The following is a 12,467-nucleotide window of genomic DNA, read 5'->3' as shown; positions in this document are numbered from 1 at the left end:
GAGGAGAACTGTCTCCGTCCGATTTTTCCAGCCCTAGGGATAGAGCTAGCTATTTAAATCCCTCTCCGACTGACAGTGGAATGTAGGGGCACCACTAGGGTGACAAGAGGCTCACGCAGTTTTCGTGAATAAAATCCTGTATTTGTGCACTGGAATCAGTGGGCTGGATAGACTATTTTTAAAGTGTTGAAATGGAAAAATGCGCATGCGCGATATACAAGTGTTATGCAAATTAGAGGTCAGGGATATGACGTTAGATGTCATTAAAAATCAAATAGACAAATTTCTAGCCTCAGAAGAGCCAGGGGTTATGGCGATAAAAGGAGAATGGGGCGTTGGAAAAACTTTTGCTTGGAATAAGTATTTACTCAAAGCAAAAAATGAAAATAGAATAGGTTTAAGAAAATACTCCTACATTTCGATGTTTGGTATTAATTCTGTAGATGTATTTAAATACTCCATCTTTGAAAATGTTATTGATAAAATATTAATTGGCAAAGAAGCTAATGTAGATACTTTCAAGAAGAATTCAGCTGATTTACTCGCATCTTTAGGACGCAAGACTGTGAGGCTCGTAAAAGGCGCTTCACTTCTAAAAGATTTTTCTCCAGCGATAGAGTCGTTTTCTTTTTTATCTCTCGAAAAACACTTAATCTGTATTGACGACTTGGAGAGAAAGGGGAAAGAGCTATCGATTAAAGATGTTCTCGGGCTTGTTTCTTTACTAAAAGAACAAAGAAAATGCCAGGTGGTAATTTTATTAAATGATGGAGAAGATGGGCTTGATGATTATAAGAAATACCGTGAAAAGGTAGTAGATATTGAGATCGCATTTGAACCTAATCCAGATGAATGTGCGGCGATTGCTTATTCTGAAGAGGCACCATATTATTCCAGACTTAGAGAGTTAACAACAAACCTTGGAATTAGAAATATCCGTATTCTAAAAAAAATCGAGCGCTTAATTAATTTATGCCTCCCTTTAACGAATGGATACGAATCAGAAATATCAGATCAAGTCTTATATTCGATCGTTTTATTTGCATGGAGCTATTTCAGTTCAAAAGCGAGTGATGAAGTACCAGATTTAGATTTTATAACTAGTAATGGCTACACATTGCTAGGTATAGGGAGCAAGGAAGTCTGTGAGAAGCATAAGAAGTGGCAAACCATACTTCAAGCATATAATTATCAGCTTACTGATGAGCTAGATATGGTACTGGTAGAAACAGTAAAGACCGGTTACTGCGCCGAAGAGAATTTCAAAGAAAAAGCATCTGCAAAGAACCAGCAAATAATAGCTTCGAAGTCCGAAAGCTCTTTCTCGAACGCATGGAGGCTCTATGGCGACTCTTTTCATGATAATAGCGGTGAAGTTATAGAAGGGCTTTATGAAAGCTTTAAGGAAAACTGCAAATACATTACACCCATGAACTTAAACGGCACTGTTTCACTATTTAGGGATTTGGGGGAACAGGATAAGGCATCCGAAATAATCGATATATATATCCAAAAAAGAAATGATGAAATCGAATTATTTAACATGGAAGAAAATAACTTCTTTGGTGATATAACAGATCAGGAGATAGTAGATAAGTTTAATGATGTATACACTAATTATTTTAGTGCCAAAAAAACGAAACAAGTTTTGGAAAGCATAGCTGCTACAAATAGCTGGAATCAAAGCGACGAAGTGGTGCTAGTAAATACATCGGTCGACGACTATTACAAACTATTTAAAACTCAGACTGGCCGCCCCCTCTTATCCTTTGTGACGACCTGTTTAAAATTTGGACAATTCGGGAATGCTAGTGATCAACAAAAAGAGATTGCTAATAGGGCTACAAAAGCATTACAAAGAATTGCTGCTGAGAGCGAAATTAATAAGAGACGAGTTAAGAGGTTCGGTGTAAACATTGAAGATGCATAGCAAGGCATTCAATTCGGACTCCGTAATGCTGTGACCTGTTAACACAGCATTAAGTGCACACTGGTAGTTAGTAGCTACACTGCCCCTATCCAGCTATATCGGTTTTTTGTTCCACAGTCTGATTAGATACCCACTTTGGTAACCTGCGTGGACGCTTTGTGGACACACTTACATTTTTTGAACAGTTCCAACTCCATCAAAAACATACATCTAATTGTTTTTAAAAGAAAATAAATCTAGAAAATCCATAAAAAATAGATCGTCTACCGGACTTTGACTCCGGGAACCCTGGGTCGAACCCTTAAGTTTCAATACACGCCCTCACACGGAGGGCTACTCCGAGCCGCCCTGGTCAGCTGCGCGGCATTCCGTTTCAATCCAGGCCCCCCGCATGGAGGGCAACTCCATAACTATAGTCCAGCCATCTCACGCAGAAGATGAGCCAGGAAGAAATGGGCGCGCTGATCTGCAGCGACTGTATGTACTACGGATGAAATCCCTATACGAATTGATTATTCGGGGTCACACCATGCCAGTTCCCGGAGATGGATAGGCAGTCTTTCGGTTGGCTGAATGAGTGCGTCTATTAGGTTGTTATACAGCCTAAATAGAGGAGGGTAGGTAATTGTGCGTAACAAATGAGACATGGGGGTGATTGGGCGCTTTTGAGTGTCGACGGTGAAATTGCGTTGACACTTTGGCGCTAGGCAAAAAAAAACAGGAACTTCGATTTCTCGTAAGTTCCTGTTTTTCTTAGGAATTTGGTGGTGCCCAGAGGCGGAATCGAACCACCGACACGGGGATTTTCAATCCCCTGCTCTACCGACTGAGCTATCTGGGCGACGGCGCGTATTTAAACCTCTGGGAGAAAAAAGGTCAAGCATATTTTTTTAATTTTTTAGTCTTTAGGAACAAAGCCTTCCGCAGCGTCGAAATTTTCGTTGTTGAGGAACTTCTCCATCTGCTCGGTGAGGTAGGTGCGAGCGTCCGGGTCCATCAGGTTTAAACGCTTCTCGTTGATGAGCATGGTCTGGTGTTGCAGCCATTCCTGCCACGCTTTCTTGGAAACAGTCTCGAACAGTTCCTTGCCGCGGGCGCCCGGCATGGGGGGCAGGGCGAGGCCTTCGAGTTCTTGCTGATACTTTTTGCAGAATACCATTCGCGCCATGTTGCTTATCCTTTATTGGGTTTCGTGTAGTTTCAATTATCTGAGCGTGATTAGGGTTCGATTATAACAAAGCTGTCAGAGCAGGCGCTTTTGCCTGTCCAGCGACTTCTGGCTGAGCCACTTCTCTATAGGGGCGGGCAGGCCGGGTAATTCCTGCTCCGGATCGAACCACTGGCTGTCGGATTCGCCGACGATGGACGCAGCGTCCTCCCGCCGCTCAAGATCGGCTGTAGAAGCGATGATGGGCTTCAGTATCAGATGATAGTGAGAAAAGGTGTGGCGGAACGGAGAAGCCAGCTCATATTGATTCAACTGTAGGTGCTTCTGCTCTTTCCAACTTTGCAGGGCGTCCGGCAGGTCCATATTCTTATCGCTTTCCGGCAGAGACCAGAGTCCACCCCAAATGCCTGTCGGCGGCCTGCGCTCCAATAGAATGTGTCCGTCCTCATTTTGCAGCACCAGGACAAAGCGTTCATGAGTGGGGATCTTCTTGCCGGCTTTGGGCGTTGGCAACTGGTCCGTCATGTCCTGCGCCAACCCTTGGCAAGTGTCCTCCATGGGGCATCGACTACAGGCAGGTTTGCTGCGGGTGCAAAGGGTGGCTCCCAGATCCATGATCGCCTGAGTGTAATCGGTGACTCGCTCGACAGGTGTGTAAGCGTCCGCTAACTCCCACAGGCGGACTTCAATTTCCCGTTTCCCCGGCCAGCCTTCTACGGCGTCATGACGACAGAGTACACGTTTGACGTTGCCGTCCAGAATCGGCGCCCGGATGCCAAAGCCCATGGACAGGATCGCGCCGGCGGTGGAGCGCCCGATGCCAGGTAATTCCTGAATTGTTTCCAGCGTGTTGGGAAACTCTCCGTTGAATTTCTCCACTATAGTCTTGGCGGCTTTATGTAAGTTGCGCGCCCGGGCGTAATACCCCAGACCGGCCCAGTGAGACAGCACCGTATCCTGATCCGCCTCTGCTAACGCCGCGACAGTGGGAAAGCTCTCCATGAATTTGATGAAGTAGGGAATCACTGTGCTGACCTGGGTTTGCTGCAACATGATCTCCGATATCCACACGTGATAAGGCGTGCGTGGATCTTGCCAGGGCAGGTCATGGCGGCCATATTGGTCAAACCATGTCAGCAGGCGCGCAGCGAAGCTGTTTGTCGCCGTGGCGGCGTCCTGCTCGCCAGCGGAATCATGGGATAGAGTAACAGGCTGTTTTTTTTGGGGATTCGACGGATTGTTCATGTAAGTAGATAGACTTGTGGCAATTAGCGTAGCAAACTATGGGCCCTGAAGGATCGATTTGTCGGGCGTACTCCGGCGGATAGCGCGTCCCGCCCGCTGTTGCAGCGGCCGCTTAGATTGCGCGTCCGTATATAAAAGACGTGTCCGTATATAAAGACGTATCCGTATATATAGAACAGTACTTCGCGGAGTGTACAGGATTACGCCTGATAAACCACACCAATGAAAACCCGCCGATAATAAAGTGTGCAGTCTTAAGGAGATAGCTTGTGTCTGTAAACATCACAATTGAAATCAGCCGAACCTTCGAAACATCCGCCAGTTACGACAGGGTGTTCGATTTGCTGGCCGACGTGCCGGCTTCCGTATCCCACTTTCCGAAAGTGGAGCAGTTGGTGGACCTGGGCGATAACGCCTATCGCTGGGAAATGAAGAAGATCGGCGTTGACAAGCATGCTATCCAGACTGTTTACGCCTGCCAGTACAGTGCAGATAAAGAACGCGGCAGCATCACCTGGGCGCCTATAAAAGGAGAAGGGAACAGCGAAGTGCAGGGTTCTTGGACCGTGGTGGACAAAGGCGGTCGCGTGGAAGCGCGCTTCCAGACCAAAGGCTCACTGACTTTGCCTCTGCCAAGCCTGCTGAAACTGGCCATCAGCCCCGTGGTTAAACACGAGTTCAACTCCTTGGTCGACGTCTATATGGACAACCTGCAAAAAGAATTCGCCTCCTGATACCTGCGCGGATGCGCTGGGACCGGACGGATTATCCGCGACGGTCCCCGGCGCTGTAGGCTAAGCGGAGATTACACGCTATAATGCGCGTTTTCTGCATTGGCTGGAGTAACGCATGGCGGAGCGCAAGGCGGAAGTCACCCGCAATACGCTGGAAACCCAAATCACCTGCAAGATTAACCTCGACGGCAGCGGTCAGGCCCGTTTCGAAACCGGCGTGCCGTTTCTCGACCATATGCTGGATCAGGTCGCCAGACATGGCCTGATTGATATGGATATCGTCGCCAAAGGCGATCTGCATATCGACGCCCACCACACCGTGGAAGACATCGGCATCACTTTAGGGCAAGCCGTCGCCAAAGCCCTTGGCGATAAAAAAGGCATTCGTCGTTATGGTCACTCCTATGTGCCTCTGGACGAAGCCCTGTCCCGCGTAGTGATTGACTTCTCCGGCCGACCCGGCCTGGAAATGCATGTCGAGTTCACCCGCTCCATGATTGGCCAGTTCGATGTCGATCTGTTCTACGAATTCTTCCAAGGCTTTGTGAATCACGCTCAGGTAACCCTGCATATCGATAACCTGCGTGGACGCAATTCTCACCACCAGATTGAAACAGTGTTTAAAGCTTTCGGTCGCGCACTGCGCATGGCGCTGGAGCTGGACCCTCGCATGGCCGGCATTATGCCGTCCACCAAGGGCGCGCTGTAACTCCGTAACCAGGGGCTGTCTATGAAAGCGGCCTTTTTTACGTTTAGCGAATAAAACAGGAACGGTCATACCAAGCATGAATACGATCGCGGTCATTGATTATGGAATGGGTAACCTGCACTCGGTGTCGAAGGCGTTACAGCATGTGGCGCCGGATGCGAAGGTGCTTGTGACCGCCGACCCGAAGATCATCGCTGAGGCGGATCGCGTACTGGTGCCCGGCGTGGGCGCAATGCGTGACTGCATGGGCGAAATCGTGCGCCTTGGCTTCGACAGGATTATCCTCGATGCAGTCGCCTCCGGCCGCCCTATGCTGGGCGTATGCGTGGGCATGCAGGTGTTGCTGCAACGCAGTGAGGAAAACAACGGCGTCGACTGCCTTAAAGTCTTTCCCGGCGACGTAAAATTTTTCGGCCACGATTTGACCGAAAATGGCCAACGCCTGAAAGTGCCGCACATGGGCTGGAACGAAGTCAAACAAACCGTTGATCACCCCATGTGGGATGGCATCGCCGACAATGATCGCTTCTATTTTGTGCATTCCTATTATGCGGCGGGCGACCACCCGGAAGTCGTGGCGGGAACCTGCCGTTATGGCGTGGATTTCGCCGCCGCCATCGCGCGCGACAATATCTTCGCCGCGCAATTCCACCCGGAAAAAAGCCAGCACGCCGGGCTGCAGTTACTGAAGAACTTCACCCGTTGGAACGGCCGTCCTTGATCGTGGCGGCTGCAACACTCCCTACAGCCAGACATCCGAACGACTGAGAACCACAATGCTTATAATCCCCGCGATAGACTTGAAAGATGGTAAGTGCGTGCGCCTGAAGCAGGGCCGCATGGACGACTCCACCGTATTCTCCGATGATCCCGTGGCCATGGCCGCGCAATGGGTCGACGCAGGCGCTCGCAGACTGCATCTGGTGGACCTGAACGGCGCTTTCGCCGGCAAACCGGTGAACGGTGAAATTGTCTCCGCCATCGCCAAAGCGTACCCGGATCTGCCCATTCAGATCGGCGGCGGCATTCGCGAACTGGACATCATCGAACAGTATCTGGATGCGGGCGTGAAGTACGTCATCATCGGCACCAAAGCGGTGAAAGAGCCGGCTTTCGTCGAAGAAGCCTGTCGCGCTTTCCCCGGCGCGGTCATCGTCGGCATTGACGCCAAAGACGGCATGGTCGCGACGGAAGGTTGGGCGGAAGTCAGTTCCGTAAGCGCTGTGGATCTGGCGAAACAGTTCCGCGACGCGGGCGTTTCCTCCATCGTTTACACGGACATCGCCCGCGACGGCATGATGCAGGGCGTAAACGTGGAAGCTACTGCGGCGCTGGCGCGGGAATCCGGTTTGCCGGTCATCGCTTCTGGCGGCGTCACCAACATGGACGACATTCGTCGTCTGGCGACAGTGGCGGACAGCGGCGTTATTGGCGCGATCACGGGGCGTGCCATTTATGAAGGCGCGCTGGATCTGCGCGAAGCGCAAACGTACTGCGACTCCATCGCCTGATCGGTATAGAAAGGCCAAACAACTCACGAACACCAGTATCAGACAGACACATAGGTAACAACATGGGCTTGGCGAAACGCATTATTCCTTGCTTGGACGTAGATAAAGGAAGAGTGGTCAAAGGCGTTCAATTTGTGGACATCCGCGACGCAGGCGACCCAGTGGAAGTGGCGAAGCGCTACGACGAGCAGGGCGCGGATGAAATCACTTTCCTGGATATCACCGCCAGCCATGAGGGCCGCGACACCACTGTGCATACGGTGGAGCGCATGGCCAGCCAAGTGTTTATCCCCCTGACTGTCGGCGGCGGCATTCGCAAGCTGGAGGATATCCGCACCATGCTGAATGCCGGCGCGGATAAAGTCAGCATTAATACCGCCGCTGTATTCACTCCTGAATTTGTCGGTGAAGCGGCCGCCAAGTTCGGTAGTCAGTGCATTGTCGTGGCGATCGACGCCAAGAAAGTCTCCGCGCCCGGCGAAGCTGAGCGCTGGGAGATATTCACCCACGGCGGGCGCAAGCCAACCGGGTTGGACGCGATTGTCTGGGCCAGAAAAATGGTGGAGTTCGGCGCGGGAGAAATCCTGTTGACCAGCATGGATCGCGACGGTGCCAAAAACGGTTTTGACCTGGCGCTGACCCGTGCGGTGAGCGACGCCGTGTCTGTGCCTGTGATCGCCTCCGGCGGCGTAGGTAACCTGCAGCATCTGGTCGATGGCGTTAAAGACGGCGGCGCAGACGCCGTGTTGGCCGCCAGCATTTTCCACTTCGGCGAATACAGCATCCCTGAGGCCAAAGCGTTTATGGCCAAGCAGGGCGTTGAAGTGCGCATCTGATTTTCGCTGACGTATTCCTGCGCGACCACTGAACCGCAAAGGTAAAGTGTCGCGCTTTGAAGAGCGGGTATATACTTTTTTTTTAGGAACAGCTCCCGGCTTGTTGAAGTTGATGTGTGAACAGGCCCTGCTTCGGCATTTCCTGAACAGGTTTGTATATGCTCGACGTCGTCCCCGGAGAAAATGCCGCTTGCGCCCGGCTGATTCTGCAACCCAACAACTCCGCCGGCTGGAAAGGCAACCGCGTCTTCCTCTTTGCTGTCGGCGGCGTCGCCTTGACTATCTCCATCGCTTTTTCTTTCTTTGGTGCGCTGCCAGTGCTGGCGTTTTGCGGTCTGGAACTTGCGCTACTGGCGGGGATGCTGCGGGCGGTCAGCAAACGTTGCGCCTCGCAGGAAGTGATCCTTATCACTCCTCTGGAAGTCTGCATTGAAAAAGGCATGGCGCAGCCGGAGCGCACCTGGACATTTCCCCGTTGGTACACGCGCATTGTGCTGGTGGAAGGCGGCCGCAATGGACATCTCTGTGTGGTGTTCGTCTGCAAAGGCGAGGAAGTGGAAGTGGGCGCCTGGCTGGCGGACGGCGACAGAAAAGTGTTGATCGCTACCTTGCGCTCACTGGTGGCGCATTATCAGCATCTATATCACTAATAATAGATATCCGACCCTAAGCGAATTCTATCAACTAACAAACTGATTTAGTTGACGCTTTTCTTGGGTTCGCTGTCGTGATGGCGTTCCGCCAGAATCGTCGGGGGCGTGGTCTGGAACATGTCCTGGGCGTTATTGCGAATCGCCCACAAACCTTTAATGGTGGCGATGGCGACGCCTTGCTCTCCCAGTGAGGGGAGCACTTTTTCCAGATATTCGATGGTTTCTTTGTGAGGATGACCGATTGCGATGGCCGTGCCTTTTTTGCGAGCGATGTCCAGCAGGCGTTTGAACTGAAAGTCGATGGCCTTGGTGCTGATGACATGGTCCAGGAAAACATCCCGATCCAGAGTGGGAATGGAATGACTGACGGCGACAGCGTGCGCGATGGAAGACGCCGTGGTGCGACTGTCGACAAAGTACAGAGGATAGCCCTGCAGTTCTCCCATCACCAGATTCATGGCGGCGCGATTTTGCGTCAGGGCGCTGCCCATATGGTTATTGACGCCGCTCACGTATGGAATCGCCTTGATCGCCTGCCGGAACGTCACCACCATATCCTGATTGCTCATGTCGCTGGTAAGCCCGCTGGCGCCGAGGGGAATCCGCTTCACGTTCTCCATGGGAATGTGCAACATGATTTCCTTGCCGGCGGCGTAAGCCAGTCTGGCTTGAGAAATGGTATGAGGACGGAAGGGCAGAAATGACAGCGTCAGCGGAGCAGGAATGCGTATGGCGCGCTCCCCCATGTGCTGATAGTTGCCCATATCGTCGATGATGATGGCGATGGTGGGCGGATGATCTTCCAGAGGGGCTGAACGCATGATCGCAGGCGTCACCGCCGCTTGGGGCTGCGTGGCGTCAGCGGCTTCCTCCGCTTTCGCCGCGGAATGCGTCAAGAGCAAGAGAAGGCCGGCCCTGACGCCGGCGCGGAGTAGGTTGATTAGCGAAGACCTCAAACAGTTCAGCCTTTCGCAGACGCCTTCATAATAGTGAGGCCTTTCAGCAGATTTAGCGCTTCACGCAACTGGAAGTCCTTAGCGATGATTTCCTGTACGCTGCTATCCCGCTTGGCGGTTTTGCCGTCGCTTTCGCCATTCTCGTTGACCAAGTGACCGGACAGGTCCGCCTCTTTGAAGAACGGTTGTGATTCCTCTTCAGTGATCTGGGCGCGCTGCACCTGAATATCCGGCACGATGCCAAGGGCCTGAATCGAGCGGCCGCTGGGCGTGTAGTAACGCGCAGTAGTCAACTTGAGGCCGTATTCTTCGTCCAGCGGCAACACGGTCTGAACGCTGCCTTTACCAAAACTTTCCGTGCCCAGGATGATGGCGCGGTGGTGGTCCTGTAAGGCGCCTGCGACAATTTCCGAGGCGGATGCGGAACCGCCGTTGATCAGTACGACCATCGGCGCGCCGGCGATCTCATCGCCAGGGGTAGCCGTAAAGCGCAGCTTTGAGCTTTTAATGCGGCCATCGGTGTAAACAATCAGGCCCTCATCCAGCAGAGAGTCGGCTACGTCGACCGCCGCCTGCAGAACGCCGCCGGGGTTGTTGCGCAGATCCAGAATCACGCCTTTCAGACCTTGCGGCGAGGCTTCTTTCAGTTTGTTGATCGCTTTAGTGAAATCAGAGCCGGTTTGCGCCTGGAACTGAGTGATGCGGATGTAGCCGTAACCCTTGTCCAGGTTCATGGTTTTCACGCTGGCGACGCGAATGACGTCGCGCAACACTTCCAGTTCAACGGGGCTGTTTTCGCCTTTCTTCACTAAGGTCAGTTTGATCGGGGTGCCGGGCTTGCCGCGCATCATATTGACGGCGTCTTCCAGCGTCATGCCTTTAACAGTTTTGTTGTCGAGCTTGATAATCAGGTCGCCGGCGCCGATGCCCGCCTTCTGCGCGGGGGTGTCGTCGATAGGGGTGATGACTTTGATGAAGCCATCTTCCAGTCCGACTTCAATGCCGAGGCCGCCGAACTCGCCGGAAGTGGATTCCTGCAGGTCTTCAAAAGCGCTGGGCTCCAGGTAGGCGGAATGGGGATCAAGTCCGGACAACATGCCGCGAATGGCGTTATTCAACAGGGTGGTGTCGTCGACGTCTTCCACATAGGCGCGTTTGATGCGGTCAAATACTTCCGCGAATTTGCGCAGATCGTCCAGAGGCAGACTGCCGCGTTCAGCAGTGGCCGCGTCTGTTACGCTGACGTCGTCGATGGGAGTTTCGGGTTCCTGCAGGGGCTCGTCAGCCCAACCATGTGGGGCAACGGCGAGAGAGAGAATGATTCCGGATAGCGCATTTCGAGTAAATTTTGACAACATATTAAATTCCCTGCATTCACCTTTATTTCTTGAACCATCGGAGAGGGTCGTCAGGCTTGCCGTTATGCCTTATTTCAAAGTATAGCCCGGTTTCGGACTGGCCTCCGCTGCTGCCGGCGCTGGCGACGGTCTCGCCGCTGCGAACCCAATCGCCGGTATCCTTGAGTAAAGCTTGATTGTAGCCATACAGGCTCATATAGCCATCGCCGTGATCAATGATCATCAACAGGCCGAAGCCCCGCAGCCAATCCGCAAACACGACGCGTCCGTGATGCACGGCGGAAACAGGGGTGTTCAGTGGGGTTTGGAAAAATACCCCGGACGGTCTGAAACCACCGCCGGATTGTCCTTGAAGCTGCTGCAATGCGCCCTTCGTAGGTTTGGGTAATTTAGCACGGAGTTTGGAGAAAGGCACAGAGTCTTGGGTTAACTCTAAGTTAGATATGGCCTTTTCCACTTCCTTGACCAGCGTTTCTAGTTGCTTCTGGTTTTTCTGCATGCGGGTCAGTTCGTTCTGCTTGTAATTAAGGCTGGAGTTGAGCTTGGCCAGCGTCGTTTCCCGCTCTTTGCGTTTGGACTCAAGCGTTTCTTTGCTGAGTGCCAGCGCATTGCGGGATTCCAGCAGCGCTTGGTTGCGCTTGAGAATTTCCGCGCGGGTCTGCTTCAGTTCCTCGATAGTCTGGCGATATTTTTCGATATGCTCGCCACGGGCCACATTCAGGTAGTCGTAATAGGCCAGCATTCTTTGCAGGGTGGTGGGGTCTTCCGCGTTGAGCAGCAATTTGACGCCTTGCTCGCGGCCCATGCCATAAGCGGCTTGAATCTGTCTGGCGAGCAGGCCTTTCTGTTGGGAAAGGGAGGCCAGATGCTCTTTCTCCTTGTCCTCCAGCTCATCGACCTGCTTTTCAGTGTCGTTGATAGAGGTTTGGAGTTTGTTGATTTCCCGGACTTTATCCTGGATTTTTTCCTCGGTGGCGCGCAGCTCTTTTTCAAGATCGCTTTGCTCGCCCTGGGCGTCATGAATCCAGTCTTTTAATTTGCTGATATCGCGCTTGAGTTCTTTCAGCTTCTTTTCATGGTCGCCCTGGTCCTGCCAGCCGCTGTCAGCCCTGACACTCTCGGCGGCCGCGGGCGCAAGCATCAGAACTGCGATAACGTAGAGGACGATACGGCTAAGCTGCATGCGATCGGTATGAAAATTCTTTTATTAATAATTATGTACGCCTCTGTAAGGGGAGGCTCCGGGATTTGGCCCCGGCAAGTATAGAGGAGTTTCGGTCTGCGGCGCAAAACCCGGTGGTAAGGTAGGGAGGGGCAATGCTCTAGAGAAAGAGAGGGGGAACAGTTCAACTGTTCTCCCTCTCTGG

The 12,467-nt window shown here is 52.3% G+C and carries 12 protein-coding genes and 1 tRNA gene; 7 read left to right on the top strand and 6 right to left on the bottom strand.

What is annotated here, in order from left to right:
* The first annotated feature begins 205 nt into the window (after positions 1-205).
* Positions 206-1,930: a hypothetical protein gene (locus ACQYWX_RS24160; RefSeq protein WP_431686613.1), complete on the top strand. Its 1,725-nt coding sequence runs from the start codon at positions 206-208 to the stop codon at positions 1,928-1,930.
* A 765-nt stretch (positions 1,931-2,695) separates the two neighbouring features.
* On the opposite strand, the gene ACQYWX_RS24155 is transcribed toward ACQYWX_RS24160, so the two are convergent.
* From ACQYWX_RS24155 to mutY, 3 genes are all read right to left on the bottom strand, one after another.
* A tRNA-Phe gene (locus tag ACQYWX_RS24155) sits at positions 2,696-2,771 on the bottom strand.
* 57 nt (positions 2,772-2,828) lie between these two features.
* The gene (locus ACQYWX_RS24150) at positions 2,829-3,098 is read right to left on the bottom strand and encodes an oxidative damage protection protein (RefSeq protein WP_011395279.1); all 270 of its coding nucleotides are present in this window, start codon (positions 3,096-3,098) and stop codon (positions 2,829-2,831) included.
* A 75-nt stretch (positions 3,099-3,173) separates the two neighbouring features.
* Positions 3,174-4,343, bottom strand: coding sequence for an A/G-specific adenine glycosylase (mutY, locus tag ACQYWX_RS24145; RefSeq protein ID WP_431686612.1), 1,170 nt, complete (start codon positions 4,341-4,343; stop codon positions 3,174-3,176).
* 269 nt (positions 4,344-4,612) lie between these two features.
* Here mutY and ACQYWX_RS24140 point away from each other — a divergent pair, with 269 nt between their 5' ends.
* The 6 genes from ACQYWX_RS24140 (at position 4,613) to ACQYWX_RS24115 (ending at position 8,783) form a co-directional block, all read left to right on the top strand.
* Entirely contained in the window at positions 4,613-5,077 is a 465-nt protein-coding gene (locus tag ACQYWX_RS24140) for an SRPBCC family protein (RefSeq protein ID WP_127973115.1), read from the top strand.
* Between the two features lie 115 nt (positions 5,078-5,192).
* Complete coding sequence (gene hisB, locus ACQYWX_RS24135) at positions 5,193-5,786, top strand: imidazoleglycerol-phosphate dehydratase HisB (RefSeq protein ID WP_011395282.1); 594 nt, start codon at positions 5,193-5,195, stop codon at positions 5,784-5,786.
* A 76-nt stretch (positions 5,787-5,862) separates the two neighbouring features.
* A complete protein-coding gene (gene hisH, locus ACQYWX_RS24130) occupies positions 5,863-6,507 on the top strand; it encodes an imidazole glycerol phosphate synthase subunit HisH (RefSeq protein WP_216738611.1) in 645 nt (214 codons plus the stop codon).
* A gap of 55 nt (positions 6,508-6,562) precedes the next feature.
* Positions 6,563-7,297 (top strand): 1-(5-phosphoribosyl)-5-[(5-phosphoribosylamino)methylideneamino]imidazole-4-carboxamide isomerase, encoded by a 735-nt coding sequence (gene hisA, locus ACQYWX_RS24125; RefSeq protein ID WP_431686611.1) that lies wholly within the window; start codon positions 6,563-6,565, stop codon positions 7,295-7,297.
* Positions 7,298-7,359: 62 nt separating this feature from the next.
* Positions 7,360-8,133: an imidazole glycerol phosphate synthase subunit HisF gene (gene hisF, locus ACQYWX_RS24120; protein ID WP_216738610.1), complete on the top strand. Its 774-nt coding sequence runs from the start codon at positions 7,360-7,362 to the stop codon at positions 8,131-8,133.
* 158 nt (positions 8,134-8,291) lie between these two features.
* A complete protein-coding gene (locus tag ACQYWX_RS24115) occupies positions 8,292-8,783 on the top strand; it encodes a DUF2244 domain-containing protein (RefSeq protein WP_305901001.1) in 492 nt (163 codons plus the stop codon).
* A gap of 47 nt (positions 8,784-8,830) precedes the next feature.
* Here ACQYWX_RS24115 and ACQYWX_RS24110 read toward each other — a convergent pair whose 3' ends face one another.
* Genes ACQYWX_RS24110 through ACQYWX_RS24100 form a run of 3 tightly spaced genes read right to left on the bottom strand, consistent with a single transcriptional unit; the run spans position 8,831 to position 12,241 of the window.
* Complete coding sequence (locus ACQYWX_RS24110) at positions 8,831-9,688, bottom strand: divergent polysaccharide deacetylase family protein (protein WP_431686610.1); 858 nt, start codon at positions 9,686-9,688, stop codon at positions 8,831-8,833.
* A 59-nt stretch (positions 9,689-9,747) separates the two neighbouring features.
* Complete coding sequence (locus tag ACQYWX_RS24105; RefSeq protein ID WP_431686609.1) at positions 9,748-11,100, bottom strand: S41 family peptidase; 1,353 nt, start codon at positions 11,098-11,100, stop codon at positions 9,748-9,750.
* A gap of 22 nt (positions 11,101-11,122) precedes the next feature.
* Positions 11,123-12,241, bottom strand: coding sequence for a murein hydrolase activator EnvC family protein (locus ACQYWX_RS24100; RefSeq protein ID WP_253938529.1), 1,119 nt, complete (start codon positions 12,239-12,241; stop codon positions 11,123-11,125).
* Positions 12,242-12,467: the final 226 nt, after the last annotated feature.

It is taken from the genome of Hahella sp. NBU794 (genome assembly GCF_050749805.1).
Taxonomy (GTDB): domain Bacteria; phylum Pseudomonadota; class Gammaproteobacteria; order Pseudomonadales; family Oleiphilaceae; genus Hahella.
Note: the sequence above shows the minus strand (reverse complement) of the source record. Positions and strands in the feature narration are given on the sequence as shown.

Coding starts and splice junctions, on each gene's coding strand:
- ACQYWX_RS24150 (WP_011395279.1), bottom strand. CDS start 3,098: ATGGCGCGAATGGTATTCTGCAAAAAGTATCAGCAAGAACTCGAAGGC.
- ACQYWX_RS24115 (WP_305901001.1), top strand. CDS start 8,292: ATGCTCGACGTCGTCCCCGGAGAAAATGCCGCTTGCGCCCGGCTGATT.
- ACQYWX_RS24100 (WP_253938529.1), bottom strand. CDS start 12,241: ATGCTTGCGCCCGCGGCCGCCGAGAGTGTCAGGGCTGACAGCGGCTGG.
- mutY (WP_431686612.1), bottom strand. CDS start 4,343: ATGAACAATCCGTCGAATCCCCAAAAAAAACAGCCTGTTACTCTATCC.
- hisA (WP_431686611.1), top strand. CDS start 6,563: ATGCTTATAATCCCCGCGATAGACTTGAAAGATGGTAAGTGCGTGCGC.
- ACQYWX_RS24105 (WP_431686609.1), bottom strand. CDS start 11,100: ATGTTGTCAAAATTTACTCGAAATGCGCTATCCGGAATCATTCTCTCT.
- ACQYWX_RS24160 (WP_431686613.1), top strand. CDS start 206: ATGCGCGATATACAAGTGTTATGCAAATTAGAGGTCAGGGATATGACG.
- hisB (WP_011395282.1), top strand. CDS start 5,193: ATGGCGGAGCGCAAGGCGGAAGTCACCCGCAATACGCTGGAAACCCAA.
- hisF (WP_216738610.1), top strand. CDS start 7,360: ATGGGCTTGGCGAAACGCATTATTCCTTGCTTGGACGTAGATAAAGGA.
- hisH (WP_216738611.1), top strand. CDS start 5,863: ATGAATACGATCGCGGTCATTGATTATGGAATGGGTAACCTGCACTCG.